Origin of the sequence: Exiguobacterium sp. s80 (assembly GCF_018618725.1) — a bacterium.
In the GTDB taxonomy this organism is placed as follows: domain Bacteria; phylum Bacillota; class Bacilli; order Exiguobacteriales; family Exiguobacteriaceae; genus Exiguobacterium_A; species Exiguobacterium_A oxidotolerans.
In genome coordinates, this window is the sequence record NZ_JACSMP010000001.1 from 687710 (window position 1) to 709882 (window position 22173).

Here is a 22173-nt window from a genome sequence, read left to right on the forward strand (position 1 = left end):
ATTTAAAAATGTAAAGTATTTCCATTAATGCGAACGAAGATTGTCTAAATCGACATATGATAGACTAGAAACAGATTGGAAAGGATGGATAGAGATGGAGATGATTCAGAACGGTTCAACGAAGGACCGCGAATACATTCGCGAACAATTGATCGGCTTCAACAAAACGAAAGTTCCGCTAGCGGTTCAACATGAGACGGAACAAATCTGTTTTCTTTTAAAGGAAGATGGAGAGATTAAAGGCGGATTGACAGGTGAATACAGCTGGAACCACGTCCACGTCTCTTTCTTGTGGCTCGACGAGTCCGTCAAAGGCGGCGGATACGGCAGCAAATTATTGAGTATGGTCGAAGCCTATGCCAAAGAACGTGCCTGCAGTAAAGTCATCCTCGACACGTTCAGTTTTCAGGCACCCGGCTTCTATGAAAAAAACGGGTACGTCGAATACGGTCGCTTGGACGATCATCCGGTCGAAGGGATGACGCAATACTTCTACAAAAAATTAATGTGAATGAATTGTTCCTTATTTCTTATAGTAGTAGATCCAGGCTGACATATAGGATAGTGTACCGATTGATAAAACAGCGGCCAGTGCATAAAACGGGAAGGTGGGGAAACGAGCGCTGAAATAAGGATAGGCTATGAAGGACACCATGACGACGGGAATCGAGACTAAAAATGAGACGTAAGCAATTCGGGTCGCCTGACCTGTAATGAAGCGCTCGCGTTCATCGTTATCGGAAAACTCTGGTGTTGTTGTCGACCAGCGTGAAAAACCAAGTGTTTTATTTGTCCGTGAAAAATAACCGAGACTGGTCAATAAAACCAGCAACAAAACAATCGGTAAGATGATCGACAGGTCGAGACTCAAGTTGAAGCCTGTTCCTTTAAGCGGATCGTCCTGAAAAACAACAAGCTGACGGGCGATGGAGCTGAGTAAGACAGCAGCTAAGACATACAACAGGACATTAGCGATTGATTGAATGATGACACGCTTCATGATGATTCCTCCTCCAAATAAAAGATGTCTTCGATTGGTTGGTCAAAGACCCGGGCGATGTGCATCGCCAGTAACAAGGACGGGGTGTAGCTTCCTTTTTCGAGTGAGATGACAGTCTGGCGCGTGACGCCGATCAAGTCAGCGAATTGTTCTTGCGTCCAGTCCATTTGGCGCCGTAATGCTTTGACGCGATTCGATAGTTTCATCAAAACGCTCCTTTCCTTCATGAGTTAATTGTATAGTTTGTTTTACATTTTGTAAAGTAGACTATACTTTTTATTTTTTTCGTCTCATTTATCGAAAATTCGTGGAGTCTGACTAAAACAGAATAGTCTGACAACTTTCGGGTAATATGTACTTTATCACTTCGACGGCATCGGGACAGAAAAAGGGGGGGAATTAAATGTTGCCTGAATGTATTCCGGATCAAAGGGAGCTCGCACGCCGCATGCGCATCGTCAAAACGTTACGGAAGCTCGGAAAAACGGATGAAGCCATTGCAAAATCATTATATGTCCCGGTCGAGTGGGTCAGATCAGTCGAAGATAATTTATCGAATACTAGTTACCAGCAATCATCTTAATGCATGAAAAAGAAGCGTCTCCCTTAGTTCAGGGGGACGCTTCTTCATGTTCACGATGACAGTTTCGTTGCGCCCGAGTCGACCGACAGTTTCGGTTGACGCCAAAAGAACGTCAGGATGATGCCGACTGTCAGGACGATCGTCGCGAAATAAAACGGATAGTTAAGATTGACGTCAAACAGGAGTCCGCCCGCAATCGGTCCGAGGATGTTCCCGACACTCGTAAACATCGAGTTCATCCCGCCGACGAAACCTTGTTCATCACCGGCGATCTTCGACAGATACGTCGTGACGGCAGGACGCATCAAATCGAAACCGACGAAAACGACCATCGTCACAAGGATGATTGCGAGGTAACTCGTCACGTACGTCATGACGAGGACGAGGGCCGTTGATAGGATCAAGCTGTAACGGATCAGGCGAATCTCACCAAACCACCGCGTCAAGCGGTCGAACAGGCCGACCTGGACGACGACACCGACAATCGCTCCGAGCGAAATCGCGAGGGCGATGTCCTTCGCCGTGAAGCCGAACTTCCGGTCGACGAACAGGGCGAACAGCGATTCGAACGAGGCGAGGCCGAATGATGAAATCAACAGGACCAAAAAAGCGACGAAATAGAGGGGGGAAAAGATTTTTGAGAACCCGGCCGCTTGTTTGACGGTCGGCGCATCGGCATAATGACGTTCCGGTTCACGTAACGTGAAGACGGACAAAATCATCGCTATCATCCCGAACGTCGCGGCAAAGAAAAACGGAACCCGTGTCCCGATGTCAGCGAGAAATCCGCCGATCCCCGGTCCGATGATGAAGCCGGTCGAAATGGCGGCCGACATATAGCCGAGCGCCTTCGGACGCGTCTCATTCGTCGTGATGTCGGCGATGAACGCCGTCACGGCCGGCATGATGAAGGCGGCACTGACTCCCCCTAGGATGCGCGAAGCGAACAGGACTTCGACCGTCTGTCCGAGACCGAATAACAGTTCCGACATGCTGAAGATGAACAGGCCGATGATGATCATCGGCTTTCGTCCATACTTGTCGACGGCGCGTCCGGCAAGCGGCGAAAGAATCAGTTGGGCAAAGGCGAAAGCCGACACCATATAGCCGACCGTCGAGCCGGAGATGTTCAATTCATTCATGATCGTCGGGGTGACGGGAATGACGAGTCCGATCCCTAAAAAGGCGATAAACAGATTGAGTAAAAGTGTACCTAAAATGAGTTTGTTGTTTTGCATGATTTGAACCTCAGTTTCTGATTTGACTTCTTAACGGACGAGTCCGCGCCAAAAAATCGGCCAGACGGCAGTGAGTCGTTGTTGGTAGGCGTCAATCCCGTTATAGACGAGTTCTGTCATCGTTCCTTCCGCAACCGTCAAATAGGCGAGTGCGCCGCTCGTATAGTCTTCGGAGTAGAGAATCTGCTCCGTCCGGTCGCGTTCGCGAAATAAGCGTGCAAGGTGACGATGGATCGAATCGAAAAACGGATTGATCAACGCCGTCACTTCATGCTCCAGTTTGACGGGTGGGAAATAAGCGATGCGAAGGATGAACTTCATTTGGTCGTTTTGGTTGCTTTCCTCGATGAACCAGTCGAAAAATCCTTTTAGCGATGCTTCGAGCGGCAACTGCCGTGTCTCGACGAAGTAGGACGCGAGGTGTTTTTTCTGTTCACCGAGCGCGTACGCCATCGTCTTCAAAAAGAGATCGTCTTTTCCGGAATAATGGGCATAGATGGATGGTTTCTTGATACCGACTTCCTGGGCGATGTCGTTTAAGGAGGCCCCTTCGTAGCCGTGACTCGCGAAGTGGCGCAAAGCGGTCGGGATTAATTGTGCAGCTTTCAAATCATTCACCTTCCTAACGGTCGTTAGTTTACAAAATGACTATATCATCAATGTATGGGATTTAAAAGGACTGTGTTTTAAAAAAATATTTACCCAAAATGAAAACGCTTAACTTTTTCTTGACGCAGTCTTCAAGAAATTGTATTCTAATTACGAAAAGAATAAACCGTTAGGGTTGTTACTGGTCAAGCAGGCAAAACCTAAATTGATATCTGTTGCGTGTTGCGGCGATGGATATGAATTTAGGTTTTTTCTTTTCATCAGACTGTGGGTGGAGGTGATGGATTCCATGCAGATCGTAAAAGTGTTTAATAACAACGTTGTATCGATTGAATCAAAAGGGCAGGAACATGTTGTGATGGGACGCGGGATTGCGTTCCAAAAACGGACGGGGGATACGATTGAAGAGAATCGTATCGAAAAAATTTTTACACTTGAAAGTAAGGAAACACAGGAACGATTCATCGATTTTTTGAATCAGATGCCACAAGACGAAATCGAGACTGTCAAAGAAATCGTTAAGGTAGCAGAGCATCAATTGAACAACGAGTTGCATGACACGATTTACGTAACGCTGGCCGATCATATTCACTATGCCCTCGAACGGTATGCGGAAGGAATCATCATTCGAAACCCTCTGGTTTGGGAAGTCAAACGTTTTTACGGACCAGAGTTTTCGATTGGCAAACAAGCCGTTCACCTGATCAATGAGCGGCATCATGTCAAGCTCGATGAAGATGAGGCAGTCGCGATTGCGCTTCATCTCGTCAATGCCTCGATGCTTGGCGTAAAAGGAGAGAGCTTACACGTCGTCACGGAAATGACGAAGGCGACACAAGCGATTTTGACCATCATCACCTATCACTTTCAAGTCGAACTCGATGAAGAAGCACATGCTTATTCCCGCTTTTTAACTCATTTAAAGTACTTTGTGCAACGAATCGTTTCTAAAGCAGCCTTGAAGGCGGGGGGCGATGAAACACTGTTCGAAATGGTCAAAAATCGGTACCCTGCAGCTGCTGAATGTGTATTGAAAATAGCGAATTTAATTGAAGCGAAATACGACTATCATGTTTCGACGGATGAACGATTATATTTGATGATTCACATCGAAAACTTAATGAAACAAAGTCAATCCTAAGGATGGTTACTGATGATGCAGGCCAAACCTAAATGACTACAAGTATGGTGTTACTTGTAGTGGTTTAGGTTTTTTTTATCCTATTATTTAAACCGGGAGTGAGACGAATGGGAAAATATCAAGCGTTAGCAAAAGACATCGTACGATTGATCGGCGGACAAGACAACGTAAAAAGTGTGTTTCATTGTGCGACGCGTTTACGGTTCAAGCTAAAAGATGAGCAAGCGGCTGACGCAGAACAACTCAAGCAACAGGACGGTGTCATTACTGTCGTCAAAAGTGGCGGACAATTTCAAGTCGTCATCGGAAACAATGTCAGTGAAGTCTATCAAGACGTAGTCGCGATTGGTGGTTTTGAAACGACGGTTGATGACGGTGAAAAAACGACGGTGTTCAACCGGCTGATCGATACGATTGCCGGAATCTTCACGCCGATTTTAGGACCGATGGCAGGGAGCGGTTTACTGAAAGGCTTACTGGCGATTTTAGTTGCCCTTGGACTGTTGACGCAAGACATGGGGACATACATCGTCCTCAATGCGACAGCAGACGCGCTCTTTTACTTCCTGCCCATCATTTTAGGTCATTCAGCTGCCAAAAAGTTCGGTGGGAATCCTTATATCGGGATGGTCATCGGGGGAGCGCTCGTTTACCCTTCGATGGTCGCCTTGCAGGCATCAGGTGAAGCACTCAGTTTCTTGACGGTTCCGGTCGTCTTGATGAGTTACGCATCGTCCGTCATTCCGATTATCCTAGCGACCTATGTATCAGCGAAACTCGAGAAGTTCTTTAATCAACATTCGCATGAGGCCGTCCGCAACTTTACGACGCCGATGCTCGCGCTCTTAATCGTTGTCCCGTTGACGTTCCTCGCAATCGGACCACTTGCGACGTACGCGAGTCAAGGACTAGCGGGTGCTTACTCGTTCATTTATAACCTAAGTCCAGTCCTCGCGATCGCTTTCATCGGAGCGTTTTGGCAAATCTTCGTCATGTTCGGATTGCACTGGGGTCTTGTACCAATTCTCATCAATAACATTACCGTCATCGGGTTTGATACGATCAGCGTCGGTGTACTGATGGCAACGTTCGGTCAGGTCGGTGCCGTCCTCGCGATTACTGTTAAAACGAAAGATAAGAAGACGAAGGGACTCGGTACATCTTCAACGATTGCAGGTGTCTTCGGAATCACGGAGCCTGCGATGTACGGCTTGACGCTGCCGCGGAAAAAGCCGTTTATCTTTGGTGTCATCGGTGGAGCAGCAGGTGGACTTGTTGGGGGTGCACTGGGTACAGCTTCTTACACGATGGGCGGACTTGGCATATTCGCTGTGCCAGTCATGATTCCTCAAAGTGGTGTTGACCTCTCGTTTTGGGGTGCCTTCATCGGTTTGTTCGTGGCGACGGCGGTTGCTTTCAGTTTGACGTACTTCCTGACGAAGGAAGAGATCGCAACGACTGAAACAACACCATCTTTATCAAAAGAGGTCGGGTTACCCGTCCTCGCGCCAATCAAAGGCGAAATCATTTCTCTGGAGTCAGTCAATGACGAAGTCTTTTCGAGTGGCGCGATGGGCAAAGGTGTGGCAATCATTCCGAACGAAGGAGTCGTTTACGCTCCGTTCGATGGTGAAGTCGTGACTGTTTATCAATCGATGCACGCGATTGGTTTACGTTCAGATACAGGTGTCGAAATCCTGATTCATATCGGACTCGATACGGTCCAGTTGAACGGACAGCATTTCGAATCGTTCGTCTCGAGTGGACAGAACATTAAAGCAGGAGATCGGTTGATCGCGTTTGACTTAAAAGAAATCGAGCAAGCGGGATATGACATCATCACGCCGGTCATCGTGACAAACACAGCCAGCTATTTGGATGTTCTTCCGACGTATGTCGGATCGGTCGAACCGTCACGTGACGTGTTACGCATTTTAGTATAAGAGAGGGGTAAAGGAAAATGAAGAATGTACCAGCAGAATTTTTATGGGGTGGCGCTACTGCCGCCAATCAAGTTGAAGGCGGATTTGATCAAGGGGGTAAAGGGTTGTCAATCGCCGATGTGATGCCAGGCGGGAAACAACGGATGCAGTTGATTCATGATGCGGCATTTGACTTTGAATTACATGAGCAATACACGTACCCAAACCATGAAGGTGTCGATTTTTATCACCGGTACAAAGAGGATATCGCCTTATTTAAAGAAATGGGTTTTAAGACATTCCGGATGTCGATTGCCTGGTCACGCATTTTCCCGAACGGCGACGAGACAGAGCCGAATGAGGAAGGTCTCGCGTTTTACGACCGTGTCATCGATGAATTGATTGCCCAGGAGATCGAACCACTTGTGACGATTTCGCATTATGAGTTGCCAAGACATTTGGCGACAGCATACGGCGGATGGCGCGATCGCCGTCTTGTAACATTCTTTGAACGATACAGCCGGGTTCTGTTTGAGCGTTATCAAGGAAAAGTGAAATACTGGTTGACGTTTAACGAAATCAACGGGGCGCAGTTCATGCCGATGCTTAGCCTCGGTGTCGCATTACAGGATGAAGAAAACCATCTTCAAACGACATACCAAGGGTTACATCACCAGCTCGTTGCGAGTAGTCTTGCGACGAAAGCAGCACGGGAAGTCGACCCGTCAATGAAAATCGGATGCATGTTAATCGCAGCACCAGTTTATCCGTATAGTTCCAATCCAGCAGATGTCCAAGTTGCCCTCGATGAAGAGCGGATGATGAATTACTTCTGCGGCGACGTCCATGTCCGCGGCGAGTATCCGGCATTCGCGAAACGTTTCTTTGCCGAGAACGGGATTGAACTTAAACAGGAAGAAACGGATGCGGCAATCTTAAAAGAATACACGGTTGATTTCTTCTCTCTCAGCTATTATATGTCACGGACGGAAAAGGCTGATAAAACGACAGACATGACAGCCGGAAATATCATGAACGGTGTCAAAAACCCTTATTTGAAAGCGAGTGACTGGGGCTGGGAAATCGACCCGGGTGGACTGCGGATCATTTTAAATAAGCTGTACGACCGCTACCAAAAACCGCTGTTCATCGTCGAAAATGGACTCGGTGCTTACGATAAGGTGGAAGCAGACGGTGCAATTCATGACGAATACCGGATTGATTATCTTAAAGCACATCTTCAAGCAATGGTTGAAGCGATGGAGGACGGCGTCGAGGTCATGGGCTATACGAGTTGGGGATGCATTGATTTAGTCAGTGCTTCGACCGGCGAGTACAGCAAACGGTACGGCTTTATCTACGTCGATAAGCAGGATGACGGGTCCGGTACCCTCGACCGCTCGCGGAAGGATTCATTCTTCTGGTATCAGGAAGTGATTGCGACGAACGGACAAGCTTTGTACAAAGATTCAATTTCAACGCGTTCATAAAAAGAAAAGACCTGATTTCGCTAAGCGAAGTCAGGTCTTTTCTTTTTTCGAATGAAATGTTCAAAAAATTAGACTTTAAAAAGATGGTAAAAAGATAAGGGGTTGGAGATAATGGATATAGATGGGTAAAAATGGGAGGATGCAAAATGTATAAAAAAGTACTATCGGTTATCTTGATCATAATTCTACTAGGAGGAACGTATTACGGGGTGATATCCCTATTGTTCAAAGAAGGTACATCTGTCAGTTCGTTCCCGATCCCGCGCTTTGCGACGGAGCAAACGGTTGCGAACGGTCAACACTACGCGACGCAACTTGCTTCAGAAACAGACGGACCGGGACTCCTGTATGCAGCACGCTTGAATCGTGACGGCTGGAAGAAAGTGAATCAAGAAGGAGCTAAAATTCTCTATCGCAAAGGGGAGACATTCGTTTCGCTGACGACGTTCGACGAGGAAGTATATGTTAAGGCTGTCCGTTTAGTCGAGTTCGAGCGTTTGGAGGATTGAGTCGGAACAAGGTACACTTGCTACAGCACATGAGGACAAGCGCAATTGATCTGTCCGTAGCAAAGGAGAATCAAGATGACACAATCCATCGCAATCATCGGAGCAGGCGTCAGCGGGCTCTATACAGCATCACTTTTACAACAGAAGGGACAAGCAGTCACCGTCTATGAGGCACGGGACCGGATCGGCGGACGTATCGTAAGCGTGGCGGGTATGGACGGAGACGAGGCAGACCGCTTTGACCTCGGACCGACATGGTACTGGCCGGATACGGAAACGGTCATCACGAATCTTGTCGCCGAACTCGGTCTGACGGCATTCGCCCAACACACGACGGGCGCGATGGTACTCGAACGGCAAGTAGGAGCCATCGAACATCATCTGCTGGCACCGGACAGTATCGTCCCGTCGAAGCGGTTAGCGGGAGGAATGGAAGCACTCGTGACAGCGATTGCGGCACAACTTCCGGTGGCATCGCTGCGCTTACAGACACGCGTCACGAAACTTGAGCGGACGGGACAGCAAGTAACCGTTACGTCAATCAAAGACGGGCGGACGACTTCAGAAACGTATGACAGTGTCGTGGTTGCCCTTCCACCCCGTCTTGTCGAGCGAGTCGCGATCGAACCGCCGTTTTCCGAGACGACGCGGGAGAAACTGCAAACGACCCCGACCTGGATGGCCGGACAAGCAAAAGCACTTGTCGTCTATGACACGCCGTTTTGGCGCGAAGCGGGGCAGTCCGGGTTCGGGATGAGCTGGGTCGGTACCCTGCAGGAAATTCATGATGCATCACCGCAGAATGGCCCCGGTGCCTTGTTCGGCTTCCTGCGGCTGACGGCGGAAGAACGTCAGTCACTCGGGACGGAAACGGTCAAAGCCCGTATCCTCGAGCAACTGATCACGATGTACGGTGAAGCTGCCCGGCATCCGCGGGAAGTGCTCTATTATGACTGGGCGCAAGACCCCGATACGGCGACACCTGCAGATAGCCGTCCGTTAACGGAATTTCCGCAGTATGGACCCATCGCAGTCGACGCAAACTGGCAAGGGCGGCTTTATCTTGCCGGGACGGAAACGGATAGTGCGTTTGGCGGCCATATCGAAGGGGCGCTCCGGTCGGCGAAGCGGGTCGTCTCTGAATGGACGATGCGGCATGGGTGATTTGTTTTAATAATCTTCAATGTTATCATGGGCGTCCTCGATGATCGGGGGCGTTTTTTTGCTAAGTAATTATTGTAGAGAAAAAGTCATTTCACGATTTTCATTACAAACTGGTATGATGTGTTACTTGTTTTATTTAATTAGTGCAAAGGTATAGGGAAATATATTATTTTTTGGGTTCAGTATGCAGGGAGGGCGACGTGATGACGCAACAGATATTGATTCTCTTATTGATTGGCTACGTAATTTACACAATCGATTTAAAACAAAAAATGATTCCTGTTCCGATGGTGCTCGTCGTGATTGGACTGGGTCTTTCATTTATCCCCTATTTTTCTTCGCTTCATCTATCAAAGGAAATCGTATTTGAAGTGTTTTTGCCGGCGCTCCTGTTTACGGCAGCGTATCAGTTTCCGATTAAACAGTTGAAAAATAATTGGGGTATCATTACGGCGTTCAGCACGATTGGGTTGATTGTGACGGCCTTATTGCTCGGTGTCTCAATTTACTGGATCTCGAATCTGTTCATTTCACTTTCGCTGACGGCTTCGCTGCTCCTTGCCGCCATCCTGATTCCGACCGATCCGGTCTCGGTAACGTCCATCATCAAGAAAAGTACAGGGGATGAACAACTCGCCGATATCGTGGAAGGAGAATCGATGGTCAATGACGGGACGAGTATCGTTTTGTTTACGATCTTATTATCGATGTTTCAAACGGGGGAACGTTTTAATTTCACGACCTTCATCGAACAATTTATGCTTGTTTCGTTTGGCGGAATTCTGATCGGTTTACTGCTCGGATGGATTTTAAGTAAAATCATTCACTTGACGAAGCAAAAAGAATACCAAGTGATGTTGAGTATCGTCATGTCGTACGGTGGATTTTATCTTGCGGAAGCGCTTGGTGTCTCAGGTGTTCTCACCACCGTCATTTTGGGGATTTTCTTGTCTTACGAAATCGAAAAAGCGGATGAGGAGAAGGGAATTAAAGTATCATTAGATGGATTTTGGAACATCATCAAACCAACATTTTTATCGATTTTATTCTTACTGATTGGGATTCAAGCAGCTGGATACTTAGTTTTTTCACAATGGGGACTGGCGTTAATCATTTTTGGCCTCACCTTGTTGGCACGGTTCATCATGGTCAGCGGCTTCATTTATGCGGTACCGGCCTGGAAAGGTGAATTTCGCGACGACTTTTCGACGATCTCAATCATTACGGCAGCCGGGATTAAAGGTTCGATGTCTGTCGCGTTGTTACTATGGCTCGAAAAAACGGTCTCAGCGCAATATGATGTGTTGATTTCCTTAGCGTTTGCTGTCATCGTCCTGTCGTTGATTGTCCAAAGTATCGGTATTTATCCGCTGACGATTTTTTTTAGTAAACGGCATAAACGATGATTAAATAGAAAATCAAAAAGCAGACACTGTCCAAAAAGTACTTGGATCGTGTCTGCTTTTTTGCGTTTACAGATACAAGCCGTTCGCCTGAACGACGAATTGCGAGTGTTCGTAATGATAGGTGATGACGGAATAATCGAACGGTCGACCGTTCGTCAAGTGGAAAATCGTCTCGACCGTCAATGCCGGATCACCGGCTTCAAGTTCCAAATGTTCCGCGATTGTCTCCGGCAATTTGCCGACGTGCATGTACATGTCGGAAAAGCCGATGTTCAGTCCGAGGGCCGTCTCAAGATACTCGAAAATCGATTGTTCGACGATTTCCCGGTTCAGATAAGGCACGATCGCTTGCCGGTAATAGGATTCTTCAAGGCACATGATGTTACCGTCGATATAGCGGATCCGTTTCACGAAATAGACCATGTCGCCTTGTGTAGTACCGAGATTTTCGGCAATCGTCTCCGGACACGGGATCAACTCAAACGACAGGACGTTCGACTGGATGTCATGTGCGACGAGATTCTGCTTAAAGCCTTGCGTCGAAAACAGCTCGATGTAGCCTTTCCGGTTCGTTTTCCGGACAAAAATCCCACTGCCGCGGACTTGAAAGATGATCCCTTTACGCTCCAGCAGTTCGAGTGCTTTCGTCATCGTCGTCTTACTGACTTCAAATTGGCGGATCAGTTGATCGAGGACTGGTAATTTATCGCCTTGCTGTAACGCATGTCGTTCGATATAAGCTTCGATTTCCGTCGCCGTCTGTTGATATTTCAGCATGGTTCACCCTCATTTACGTAAAAATTGTTATACCACAACTATATCATAATGAAAGGTTGATACTTGCGAACATGTCTTTTTAAATTAAATATGTATTGATTAATTGTACATGTACAATTACAATAAGAGTGCATGAAAGGGTTATCATAAAAAGGAGGTTCTTACATGAGTAAAGTGCGGGATTATGAAAAACTTGCCCGATCGATCTTAGATGCGGTCGGAGGGGAAGACAATATCATCAGTGCAGCGCGGTGTGCGACGCGGTTACGGCTCGTCTTGAAGCGGTCGGACACAGCGGCAAAGGAACAAGTGGCAGCACTGCCAAGCGTCATCACGGTCGTCGAATCCGGTGGTCAGTTCCAGGTCGTCATCGGACAGCATGTCGGTGATGTCTATGAAGCTTTTTCGAAACTGGTTCAGCTCGATGATACGGCTGAAGACGCACAAGCGAATAAAGGTACCATCTTGAACCGGATCATCGCGACGATGTCAGCCGTCTTCGCTCCGTTTGTCTATATCCTGGCCGCGGCGGGAATTCTGCAAGGTGCACTCATCCTGATTTCTTTACTGTTTAAGGACTTCGCAAAAACGGGAACCTATGAAGTGTTCAGCTTTATCTCATGGGCACCGTTTACGTTTTTACCGATTTTCATCGCCATCACGGCAGCGAATCATTTTAAAGTCAATCCCTTCATCGCCGTCGCCTGTAGCGCGGCACTCATCAGTCCTTCGTGGGCTGACATGGCAGCACGTGTGGTCGCCGGTGAGTCGATTTCCTTCATCGGCATCGCGTTATCCGGTACGACCTATACGTCATCGGTCTTGCCACCGTTGTTTCTCGTCTGGATCTTATCGTATCTTGAACGGTTCCTGAACCGGACGATCAATGATGTCATCAAACCGCTGTTTGTGCCGTTCTTCAGTATGGTAATCATGGTCCCGTTAACGATTCTCGTCATTGGTCCGATTACGACACTCGGAGCAGAAGGGATTGCCAATGGGTATAACTACCTCGCCGACCACGCGCCGGCACTCGCCGGACTTTTGATTGGTGGTTTTTGGCAAGTCATCGTCATCTTCGGCGTCCACTGGGGTGTTACGCCGATGGTCCTTGCGAACTTCGAACAGTATGGTCGGGATTCGTTCCAAGCCTATCAGACGATCGCCGTCATCGCTCAGGTCGGTGCTGTCCTAGGCGTCATCTTAAAAACACGCAACCAGGAAACAAAAAAAGTCGGGGTCTCGGCCGGTCTGACGGGGATTTTCGGAATCACGGAACCGGCGATTTACGGGGTGACGTTACGTTTTAAGAAACCGTTCATCTACGGTTGTATCTCGGGCGCGGTCGGAGCAGTCGTCGCTAGTTTCTTTAAACCATATTATTTTGCCTACGCCGGTCTACCGGGACCATTAACACTCGTCAACGGCATCAGTTCCGATTATCCGTCGTCAATCATCGGTCTCTTGATTGGTGCCGCAATCGCCCTTGTCTTACCGGTCGTCTTGATCCAAGTGCTCGGGTTTGGTGAAGATACGGTTGCGACGGCAACTCCAACAGGACAAGCAGCACCAGTTGTCCATGAACAAGAAGTCAGTGCGACACTGACGAACGAAGAAACGATTGTATCGCCGTTGTCAGGTCAAGTCGTCCGCCTGACGGACGTCCCGGACGAAGTGTTTGCCTCCGGTGCGATGGGTGATGGATTTGCGATTGTACCGACCTTGCCACATGTCGATGCGCCGTTTAATGGAACGGTCGTCATGGTCGCCCCAACGAAACATGCGATCGGACTCCGGTCGACGAGTGGAGTCGAAATCTTGATCCATGTCGGACTGGATACCGTCAATTTGGGCGGAACACCGTTTAACGTCCTGGTTGCTGAAGGCGATACCGTCGAAGTCGGACAACGTTTGCTCGAGTTTGACATGACGATGATTGAAGCACGTGGACTCAAAACGATTACACCGGTCATCGTCACCAATGCGTCTGCTTATGCCAAACTTATCATCGAACAGACTGAAACGATTGCGGCGAACGAGCCGATCGTGACCGTCGTTAAATAAAAGGAGGAAATTAAGATGAAAACATTACCAAACGACTTTTTATGGGGCGGCGCACTGGCTGCCCATCAATTTGAAGGCGGCTGGAACGCCGGCGGCAAAGGACCAAGTGTCGTTGATGTCATGACAGCAGGTGCACATGGCGTCGCCCGGCGCATTACCGATACGATTGAAGAAGGGACGTTTTATCCGAATCATGAGGCGATTGATTTTTATCACCGCTATCAAGAAGACATCGCGCTGTTCGCCGAGATGGGATTGAAGTGTCTCCGGACATCGATCGGTTGGAGCCGGATTTTCCCGAACGGGGACGAAACGGAACCGAACGAAGCGGGACTGCAGTTTTATGATGATGTCTTTGACGAATTGATTAAGCACGGCATCGAGCCGATCATCACGTTATCGCACTTTGAAATGCCGCTCCACCTCGCGCGCGAATACGGCGGGTTCCGTAACCGGAAAGTCGCTGAGTTCTTCGAACGCTTTGCCGAAGTCTGCTTCACACGCTACAAAGATAAAGTCACGTACTGGATGACGTTTAATGAAATCAACAATAAGATGGATGTCGAGAATCCGCTGTTCCTCTGGACGAACTCCGGTGTCAAAGTCGAGCCGGGCGAAAACGCGATGGAAGTCATGTACCAGACCGGTCACCACGAACTGATTGCGAGCGCCCTTGCCGTCGCGAAAGGGAAAGCAATCAATCCCGACTTCCAGATCGGAGCGATGATTTCCCACGTCCCGATCTATCCGTACTCATCGCATCCGGAAGACGTCATGCTGGCGGAAAAATCGATGCGTCAACGTTACTTCTTCCCGGACGTCCAGGCACGCGGTTATTATCCGAACTACGCCTTAAAAGAGTTCGAACGCGAAGGCTATCAGATTCCGATCCTCGACGGCGATGACGAGATTCTGAAAAACGGAACGGTCGATTACATCGGCTTCAGCTATTACATGTCGACGACCGTCAAACACGATGCGACGGTCAACAATACCGGTAACATCGTCAACGGCGGTCTTGCGAACGGCGTCGAGAATCCGTACATCCAGTCGAGTGACTGGGGCTGGGCGATTGATCCGGTCGGACTCCGTTACGTCCTAAACCGGTTATATGACCGCTACCAGCTCCCGCTCTTCATCGTCGAAAACGGCTTTGGGGCCGTCGATACGATTGAGGACGGCAAGATTCACGATGCAGCCCGGATTGATTACCTGAAGACGCACATCGAAGCGTTGACGGAAGCGGTCACGGAGGACGGCGTCGAACTGATGGGCTACACACCGTGGGGCATCATCGACATCGTCTCGTTCACGACGGGTGAGATGAAGAAACGCTACGGGATGATTTATGTCGACCGCGACAATGAAGGCAACGGCTCGATGGAACGGATGAAAAAAGATTCGTTCGACTGGTATAAACAGGTCATTGCGACGAATGGACAGGAGTTGTCGTACGACAAAGCGACACAACAGTAAATCGATAAGCCTCCACCTATACCGGGTGGAGGTTGTTTGTTGTCTGTCAAATCACGCTTGCTTGAAATATGAAAACAAGCGATGATGAGAATGTATATATTATCCAAAAGTGACGAGGGACGTTTAAGGGGATGAATGAATGATTGGTGTCAGTATTGCGACGATATGGGAGTTCGAAGCGACGCTCGCGTATTATGATGTACATGAATCAGAACGTACTAAGTACCCATACGGCGAATATTTTTTCCGGACGATTGCCGGAAAACGTGTGTTGTTTTACAGCACCGGTGTCCGGAAAGTAAACGGGGTCGGGGCCAATCAGTACATGATGGCGCAGTTCCCGCTTACGAAAATCATCGTTGCCGGGACCAGTGCCGGCATCGACGAGTCGTTTGCCGTACTCGACATCATCGTGCCAAACCGCGCGGTCCAATATGATTGTACGGTGAAAGAAGTCGAGCCGTTGATCAAGCCGTCCTTCATCGTTGAACTCGACGTCGCGGACTATCAGGCGGATTGTCACACCGGAACGATCGGTACGGCAGACCGGGCCGTCGTGATGTGGAACGATTACTTGGAGCTGAAAGCAAATGGGATCACGGTCGCCGATACGGAAGCCGGCGCAATCGCCTATATCTGTCAGAAAAACGGGGTCGAATGTATCATCATTAAAGGCATCTCCGATTTTCCGGTGGACGAGACGGACCGCGATCCGGTCCAGTCGAACGAGGAACAAATCAACGTCTACATAGCGAATACGCCAAAAGTGATGCACAAAATATTCAGTGACTATCTGACACGATTCATTTAGAACATCAGGAGGGGCAACGCATGAAAACATTAGTGGCTGGTTGTCTGCTGACCGTCAACGCTAAAAGCTTAATGACACAAAAGACGCAGTCTCGGATGAAATCCCGGAACTGCGTCTTATTTATGCTTAGTGCATCGGCTGCAATTTTGTTCAGACTCTTGTTTTTCTGACTGAGCCGCTTTGAAGTTGCGATAAATCGTATAACCGACTGTGACAGGAAGGATGACAATTCCATACCCAAGCGGCAAGTCTAAAAAATAATACCAGAAAATCGTAAAAACAATCATGATTAGAAGTAGGCGGATACTTGATATGTGGTATGTACTCACTTAAAACGTTCCTTTCTTTCAAAGTATTGTTATGTTTTTAGAAAGGCGTTTGGTTGACGACATAAAGTTGGACCAATCCGCACTTCGGACAAACGGCAGCTTTCGCTTCAGCAGATGCCTTACTGAAAAAACGACCCGGTTTTTTAATCTTTAAGCCGTACATGGCACCTTTGACGTGGACTTCACAGTCTTCGACCAGTTGGGTGTCGCATTGGGTACAGGTTCGGTTCATGGAACGATTCCTCCTCTCCCGGTGTGAATCTTTTTTTGTAGAAGTTCCGACTCGTTAATGAGTCATATGTTTCAAAATGTCAATTCTTGATTTGAGTCGTAATGACATGACGCCGAATAACACTACTATCGTAGCGTTTAAAATTAAAATCGTGAACAGGATGCCGTTCATGAAGACCGACTCATCTGCGACACTTCCTAATGAGTTAACGGCGAGTCCGACGAATATAAAGAGATATAGAAAAACGAGAAAACTGAAAAGAGTCAAACGCTTTTTTAAATATGTAAGCATGGAGGGTGAATCCGTGAATAATGAAAACAGGGGAGCATTCGGTTGTTGTTCTTTTCGGTAGTATGCCCAGACCTTGTTCGTATGGACAACTTCGACGCCAGTCCCTTCTATAAATGAAAAGTAGTCCGCTAAATCGTCGTGTGAAGCAACGAACTCATTCCGATACATATAGTTCGTATTCGTCCCTTTTGTAAATGTATAGACGAATGGCGTAAACTTAACTAAGTCCCAACCTTGTTGACTCATCGAATTGACCCATGTTTCCTCTTTTTGGTCGTCAATAAAAAATCTGATTTTTTTCATCGGGATCCCTCCTCTAAGAGTTGTTTTGCATGGTGTAGTACTTCTTCGATACGTTGTTTTTCCTGGAGACAAACACGACGTCCTTCTTCTGTTAAGGCGTAGATTTTTTGCCGTCCGGTCGTGTTCTCGACTTCAATCCAGCGTTTTTCAATCAAATTTTTTAGAACGCCATACATCGTCCCCGGTCCAATCGTGACGCGTCCATTTGTTAACTGCTCGATTTGCTGCATCATCGCATAACCATGCTTCGGTGTTGTTAAGCATAATAAAATATAATAGGTGCTTTCTGTGAGTACTAATGTATCGCGGCTCAATATATCGCCTCCCGATATATAATGTATCGAATTCCGATATAGTTGTCAATAGAATTGGATGATATTTGTAAAGTAAAAAACAAATTATGGTATATTTTAAAAAGGTTTACTAGACGGATATGGATTTTTCTTGAATCATGCGGAAGGATCTTAAATTAATTGAGTTAAATGGGAGCTGAAAAGATGAAGTTTGTTCTATTGGGGATGGGTATTATTTTATTCGGGATGACGATTGTGATCGCATATAGTTCATTGGGATTAGCGGATTCATCTGGAATAACATTCGGGTTAGCCGTTTCCTCTGTGGGTGTATTAAGCAGTATTCTTGGTGTTGTCGTTGACGGGAAAAGTGAAGGGGAGAAGTAAGCAAAAGGCAAGGACGGAAAATCGTCCTTGCCTCAAAGTGTAAACAAACGCTTATGAAGCGAAAACATGCGATATCGTGACGCAATTCGTTCGCTTTTCGCGGTTCTAAGCGATTCAAGACGGATTGTGCTCTAAACCTTCTGCATGACCGGATTTTTGTCACATGGTTACCTAAAAAGCGTCACGTTTCGTTGACTCCTACGGGAAAAAGTGCGTTTTTAACGCACGTTCAGAGGCAGGCAAGACCCTGCTCGTTGTCCGTGAGGATCAAGGAGCAACGGCTTGCGCCTCGCCCGAGGAAAGCAACGAAAGAAGACGCTTGATCTTTCGATAGCACGTTGTATAGAGCAAAAGGCAAGGACAGAAAATCGTCCTTGCCTTTTGCTCTATTTAAGGGAAATTCGTACAAAAACGATTACATCGACGTTGTCGAATCGAAGAACGCATAATGTCCTTGTCTAATCGTTTTTGCTTGATACATGGCGGAATCAGCAAATTTAATCAACTCGTCACCCGTCCCTGCCTGATCGGGATAGGAGGCGATACCGATACTCGGGGGACAATGAATCAATTGGTTCGCCAGCGCGTAAGGTTCGCTTAGTGTGGAGAAGACCTGTTTCGTCAGCTGTTCTACGTCGTTTAACGACCGATTGACTAACAATAACGTGAATTCATCACCACCTAGTCGGGCGATAATCGTGAAGCGCTCTTTAAAGGCTTGAAGGCGCATGGCGACAGATACGAGGAGTTGATCACCGTTGTCATGTCCGAACGTATCATTGACGTCTTTAAAATCATTCAGATCCATGAACAAGAGTGAGGCACGTCTCGTCGAGGGTGCACGTAATGTTTGCTCCAGCATTTCTTCGAAGGACGAGCGGTTGGCTAGTCCGGTTAACGCATCATGATACGCGAGATAATGGATTCGTTTTTCCTTCTCCTTGATTTCCGTCATGTCTTTCCCGATTCCGAACACACCGACTAGTTGTTTTTGGACGATGATCGGTACATTCGTAATGTGCATGAACGATCTTGTTCCGGAACGGCTTTCGATTTCGACTTCATAATGTCGTGCTGTGCCGGTAAAAACTTGTTTGACTTCGCGTGACACGAAGGGGCGGTCGGACGGCGCGACGAATGCAAGGCTACTTTTTTGTAACAATTCCTCTTGGCTGTAACCGAGAAGCTGTGTGCAGGAGGCATTGACACTGTCGAATTGACCATGAAGATTCGTCGAATAAACCGGATCGGGATGATTTTCGAATAAACATTTGTAGCGTTCTTCACTTTGTTCTAGCTCTTGCGATTTGAGATAATATTTTTTAAAGAGGCGTTGATTTTCAAAAATGATCGTGATTTGCCGGATGAAGACAAGGATGATCGAGATGCCGGAGCCGATTGTGATGATATCGATTCCTTCCGAGTGAAGTCCCATAAAAATAAATAAAATCAAGGCACCGCCATAAGGCGTCACGATTTGAAAAATCGTCAAACGTTTGACCGATTCCGGTGACTGCTCTGCTGTCGAATCTGAATGTATCGTCAGTCGGCCTGCTATACCAATCAGTAGACCAGCAATGATGAATAGGGGGTCGATGTAGCTTCCGGACGTGTAATCATTGGATGAAATTAAGTACAGATACACCGAATCGGCAACAGTTTGAATGAATAAAGCAAAAAACAAAATGAGTAAGTAAGATGTATTCGACTGTTTTGATGTACTGAATAAAATAAAGACGATGGCAATCAAGATGCCTAAATCACCGATTGGATAAGCTAAGGAAACAATCAGTGAGAGCAGCGAAACCGTATCGGACTTCAAGATGGGTGTAAGGATAAAATGCCAGGATAATGTCGTCGCGACGACCATGACGATCAGAGTATCAAAGACAAACGGAATCCGTTCTTGATTTTTTGTTTGTGTCACGATCTTATATAGAAGTGCTACAAGAATCGTGAAGACTTGAATTAAGTAGAAAATATCAGAAACCCCGGGATAGCTGACACCCGTTTGTCGGATGCTCTCAAAATAAAACCAATAGATTTCAGCAATCAAGTAACTGCTATTCGCAGCTAACAGGATCCCCCAAAATATTTTTTCGTTTTTTGCGACCTGTCGGACAGTCGTAAACGTCCAACAGACAGTAATCGCCATACCTAACAAAGAAAAGAGGTTACCCCCGAATTGCTGGATATAGGCGTCTTCTCTCCAGTAATAAATCCAGCTGTAGTAGCTCAATGTAAATACAAAGAGAAACAACAACGAATAGGATGGTAACTTACGATTAACCATAGACCAAACTCCTTCATGAATGAATCAGACATTAAACTACAAGTATAAAGAGAATGGTAAACAATGTCTTCTAAAAAAACAGAATAATACAAAAAAATGAAGCGGATGGATAAAAAAATGAAAGCAGTCCGTGCATGAACTACTTTCATGTAAGATAATGAAAGCCGTTTAGAAAACGAATTCATTTTTTTGATAAAGAGCATCAAGCAATTCCGTGAAGTGTTGTGCATTGATTGGTTTAGAGAAGAGGTACCCTTGTCCGATGGAGCAGCCGTACTCTTTCAAGATCGTCGACTGATTCGGAGATTCAATGCCTTCGGCGACGACATTCAGTTGTAAATTCAAACCGAGTTCGATGATGGTTTTGACCATCGGCGATCGACTGCCTCGACTTAACCGGTCGATGAAGGATTTATCAATTTTTATCGTATCGATGGGTAATTGTTCAAGGACACTTAAGGAAGAATAGCCTGTTCCAAAATCATCAATTGAACATTTGACACCGATTTTCTTTAATTTTTTTAAGATGGAGACACTTTCTGTAATATTTTGGACGATACTTTCCGTAATTTCGAGTTCGAGATGGTTCGGTTGCAAATGGGTTTCTAATAAAATCGACGACACAACTTCACAGAAATGACGATTCTGGAATTGAAGAGCGGACACGTTGACGGAAAGTAACAGTGGTGGATAGCCACTCGCTTGCCACTGTTTACTTTGCGCACAAGCTGTCCGTAAGACCCATTCTCCAATCTCATTGATTAAACCCGTCTCTTCAGCGATCGGGATGAATTCAACAGGGGAGATCATACCGAGATGCGGATGTTCCCACCTCACTAACGCTTCCATCCCGACAATCGTCTTCGTTTGTAAATGCACTTTCGGTTGGTAGTGGACGGACAATTGATTCAGTTCGATTGCTTTTTGTAATTGAACTTCGAGTTCCATTTTTCGAAGGACATCCGATTCTAGCCGTTCACTGTAGATGATGAAATCGTTTTTACCTGACGTTTTCGAATGGTGGAGGGCAGTACTTGCATTTTTGAGTAAGTCTTCCGCATTTTCGCCGTGCTTAGGATAAATACTGATACCGATATTTGTTTTTACAGCAAACTCATGGTCAGATATGACGAATGGGACATGTAATGCCTGGATGACGGTGCTCGTAAAATCTTCGCAAGCGACCGCACAGTCATTTTCTACCAAGATGACGAATTCATCGCCACCGATCCGGAACACCGGCAAACTGCCATTATGGGTCAGACTAAGCCGGGAAGCAACTTCTTTCAGGACATCGTCACCAATCCGATGACCAAGCGCATCATTGATCATTTTAAAGCGATTTAAATTGATTAAAATTAAGGCAAAGCGTGTCGTAGATTCATTTGTTAAATAGCGGTCAATGGTATTGATGAAATTCAAGCGATTGCCGAGTTGTGTCAAAGGGTCGTAATAGGCTAAATGTTGGAGTTCTGTAAAGAGCTTCTTATTTTTAATCATGACGAATGATTGGCGGGTAATGATCATCACGAAAATTAAAAACCAACCAAAACTTAACGAATTGATTCGCCAGTCGTAGCTTTCAATCATCAGGATCGTCAAAAGAATGATGCTTAAATAGGGAAATAAAAATTCGCGTTGAAGGAGTGGAAGCTTTTTATTCGGTTCATGCGACGAGATGCTTCGGCTATAGCGATAACCCGTAAATCCAATCAAGAGTAAGGCAGTTGTCCAAATATAATCGACGAACCCGCCAGCCGTATACGTCTGTTGTGTAGAAAAATAAGAGAACAAGGAATCACCGACTAGTTGGAGTAATAATCCCGTGACTAAGAAAAATAAGCTCCTGTTCTCT

Annotated in this window: 22 protein-coding genes; 12 read left to right on the forward strand and 10 right to left on the reverse strand. The window is 46.8% G+C overall.

Annotation, left to right across the window (positions count from 1 at the left end; genetic code table 11):
* The first annotated feature begins 94 nt into the window (after nt 1-94).
* Nucleotides 95-511 (forward strand): GNAT family N-acetyltransferase, encoded by a 417-nt coding sequence (locus KNP94_RS03620; RefSeq protein WP_215115247.1) that lies wholly within the window; start codon nt 95-97, stop codon nt 509-511.
* A gap of 12 nt (nt 512-523) precedes the next feature.
* On the opposite strand, the gene KNP94_RS03625 is transcribed toward KNP94_RS03620, so the two are convergent.
* Complete coding sequence (locus KNP94_RS03625) at nt 524-1000, reverse strand: DUF2178 domain-containing protein (RefSeq protein WP_214894223.1); 477 nt, start codon at nt 998-1000, stop codon at nt 524-526.
* Nucleotides 997-1206, reverse strand: coding sequence for a helix-turn-helix transcriptional regulator (locus KNP94_RS03630; RefSeq protein ID WP_215115248.1), 210 nt, complete (start codon nt 1204-1206; stop codon nt 997-999). Before KNP94_RS03630 ends, KNP94_RS03625 begins: the two co-directional genes overlap by 4 nt.
* 197 nt (nt 1207-1403) lie before the next feature.
* Here KNP94_RS03630 and KNP94_RS03635 point away from each other — a divergent pair, with 197 nt between their 5' ends.
* Nucleotides 1404-1583, forward strand: a complete 180-nt coding sequence (locus KNP94_RS03635) for a DUF2171 domain-containing protein (RefSeq protein ID WP_214765909.1) — start codon at nt 1404-1406, stop codon at nt 1581-1583.
* 50 nt (nt 1584-1633) lie between these two features.
* Here the strand turns inward: KNP94_RS03635 and KNP94_RS03640 are convergent, their stop codons facing one another.
* Both KNP94_RS03640 and KNP94_RS03645 read right to left on the reverse strand, forming a co-directional pair.
* Complete coding sequence (locus tag KNP94_RS03640; RefSeq protein WP_215115249.1) at nt 1634-2821, reverse strand: MFS transporter; 1188 nt, start codon at nt 2819-2821, stop codon at nt 1634-1636.
* A 30-nt stretch (nt 2822-2851) separates the two neighbouring features.
* Nucleotides 2852-3430: a TetR/AcrR family transcriptional regulator gene (locus KNP94_RS03645; RefSeq protein WP_214765913.1), complete on the reverse strand. Its 579-nt coding sequence runs from the start codon at nt 3428-3430 to the stop codon at nt 2852-2854.
* A 289-nt stretch (nt 3431-3719) separates the two neighbouring features.
* On the opposite strand from KNP94_RS03645, the gene licT reads away from it, so the two are divergent.
* The 6 genes from licT (at nt 3720) to KNP94_RS03675 (ending at nt 11062) form a co-directional block, all read left to right on the forward strand.
* Nucleotides 3720-4571, forward strand: a complete 852-nt coding sequence (gene licT, locus KNP94_RS03650; protein WP_214894232.1) for a BglG family transcription antiterminator LicT — start codon at nt 3720-3722, stop codon at nt 4569-4571.
* A 107-nt stretch (nt 4572-4678) separates the two neighbouring features.
* Nucleotides 4679-6514: a beta-glucoside-specific PTS transporter subunit IIABC gene (locus KNP94_RS03655; protein WP_214804713.1), complete on the forward strand. Its 1836-nt coding sequence runs from the start codon at nt 4679-4681 to the stop codon at nt 6512-6514.
* 17 nt (nt 6515-6531) lie between these two features.
* Nucleotides 6532-7983, forward strand: a complete 1452-nt coding sequence (locus tag KNP94_RS03660; protein WP_215115250.1) for a glycoside hydrolase family 1 protein — start codon at nt 6532-6534, stop codon at nt 7981-7983.
* A 146-nt stretch (nt 7984-8129) separates the two neighbouring features.
* On the forward strand, nt 8130-8492 hold the full coding sequence (locus KNP94_RS03665; RefSeq protein ID WP_215115251.1) for a hypothetical protein: 363 nt from the start codon (nt 8130-8132) through the stop codon (nt 8490-8492).
* A gap of 75 nt (nt 8493-8567) precedes the next feature.
* Nucleotides 8568-9656, forward strand: a complete 1089-nt coding sequence (locus KNP94_RS03670; RefSeq protein WP_215115252.1) for a flavin monoamine oxidase family protein — start codon at nt 8568-8570, stop codon at nt 9654-9656.
* A gap of 203 nt (nt 9657-9859) precedes the next feature.
* The gene (locus KNP94_RS03675; protein WP_251132560.1) at nt 9860-11062 is read left to right on the forward strand and encodes a cation:proton antiporter; all 1203 of its coding nucleotides are present in this window, start codon (nt 9860-9862) and stop codon (nt 11060-11062) included.
* A 66-nt stretch (nt 11063-11128) separates the two neighbouring features.
* On the opposite strand, the gene KNP94_RS03680 is transcribed toward KNP94_RS03675, so the two are convergent.
* Nucleotides 11129-11839: a GntR family transcriptional regulator gene (locus tag KNP94_RS03680; protein WP_214894244.1), complete on the reverse strand. Its 711-nt coding sequence runs from the start codon at nt 11837-11839 to the stop codon at nt 11129-11131.
* Nucleotides 11840-12004: 165 nt separating this feature from the next.
* On the opposite strand from KNP94_RS03680, the gene KNP94_RS03685 reads away from it, so the two are divergent.
* The 3 genes from KNP94_RS03685 to KNP94_RS03695 all read left to right on the forward strand — a co-directional run bounded on the left by KNP94_RS03685 (nt 12005) and on the right by KNP94_RS03695 (nt 16190).
* On the forward strand, nt 12005-13903 hold the full coding sequence (locus KNP94_RS03685; protein ID WP_215115254.1) for a beta-glucoside-specific PTS transporter subunit IIABC: 1899 nt from the start codon (nt 12005-12007) through the stop codon (nt 13901-13903).
* A gap of 15 nt (nt 13904-13918) precedes the next feature.
* Nucleotides 13919-15379 carry a 6-phospho-beta-glucosidase BglA gene (gene bglA / locus KNP94_RS03690; RefSeq protein ID WP_215115255.1) on the forward strand — a complete coding sequence of 487 codons (1461 nt, stop codon included), beginning with the start codon at nt 13919-13921 and terminating at the stop codon, nt 15377-15379.
* Nucleotides 15380-15518: 139 nt separating this feature from the next.
* Nucleotides 15519-16190, forward strand: coding sequence for a 5'-methylthioadenosine/S-adenosylhomocysteine nucleosidase family protein (locus KNP94_RS03695; RefSeq protein WP_215115256.1), 672 nt, complete (start codon nt 15519-15521; stop codon nt 16188-16190).
* 366 nt (nt 16191-16556) lie between these two features.
* Here the strand turns inward: KNP94_RS03695 and KNP94_RS03700 are convergent, their stop codons facing one another.
* Genes KNP94_RS03700 through KNP94_RS03710 form a run of 3 tightly spaced genes read right to left on the reverse strand, consistent with a single transcriptional unit; the run spans nt 16557 to nt 17659 of the window.
* Entirely contained in the window at nt 16557-16751 is a 195-nt protein-coding gene (locus KNP94_RS03700; RefSeq protein WP_215115257.1) for a nucleic acid-binding protein, read from the reverse strand.
* 54 nt (nt 16752-16805) lie between these two features.
* Nucleotides 16806-17345, reverse strand: coding sequence for a DUF2812 domain-containing protein (locus KNP94_RS03705; RefSeq protein WP_215115258.1), 540 nt, complete (start codon nt 17343-17345; stop codon nt 16806-16808).
* Nucleotides 17342-17659, reverse strand: a complete 318-nt coding sequence (locus KNP94_RS03710; RefSeq protein ID WP_251132561.1) for a PadR family transcriptional regulator — start codon at nt 17657-17659, stop codon at nt 17342-17344. The genes KNP94_RS03705 and KNP94_RS03710 overlap by 4 nt, the downstream gene beginning before the upstream one ends.
* A 183-nt stretch (nt 17660-17842) precedes the next feature.
* Between KNP94_RS03710 and KNP94_RS03715 the strand changes: the two genes are divergently transcribed.
* Nucleotides 17843-18025 carry a hypothetical protein gene (locus KNP94_RS03715; RefSeq protein WP_215115259.1) on the forward strand — a complete coding sequence of 61 codons (183 nt, stop codon included), beginning with the start codon at nt 17843-17845 and terminating at the stop codon, nt 18023-18025.
* Between the two features lie 415 nt (nt 18026-18440).
* On the opposite strand, the gene KNP94_RS03720 is transcribed toward KNP94_RS03715, so the two are convergent.
* Together KNP94_RS03720 and KNP94_RS03725 are read right to left on the reverse strand one after the other, a co-directional pair.
* A complete protein-coding gene (locus tag KNP94_RS03720) occupies nt 18441-20318 on the reverse strand; it encodes a diguanylate cyclase domain-containing protein (RefSeq protein ID WP_215115260.1) in 1878 nt (625 codons plus the stop codon).
* Nucleotides 20319-20486: 168 nt separating this feature from the next.
* Nucleotides 20487-22112: a putative bifunctional diguanylate cyclase/phosphodiesterase gene (locus KNP94_RS03725; protein ID WP_215115261.1), complete on the reverse strand. Its 1626-nt coding sequence runs from the start codon at nt 22110-22112 to the stop codon at nt 20487-20489.
* Nucleotides 22113-22173: the final 61 nt, after the last annotated feature.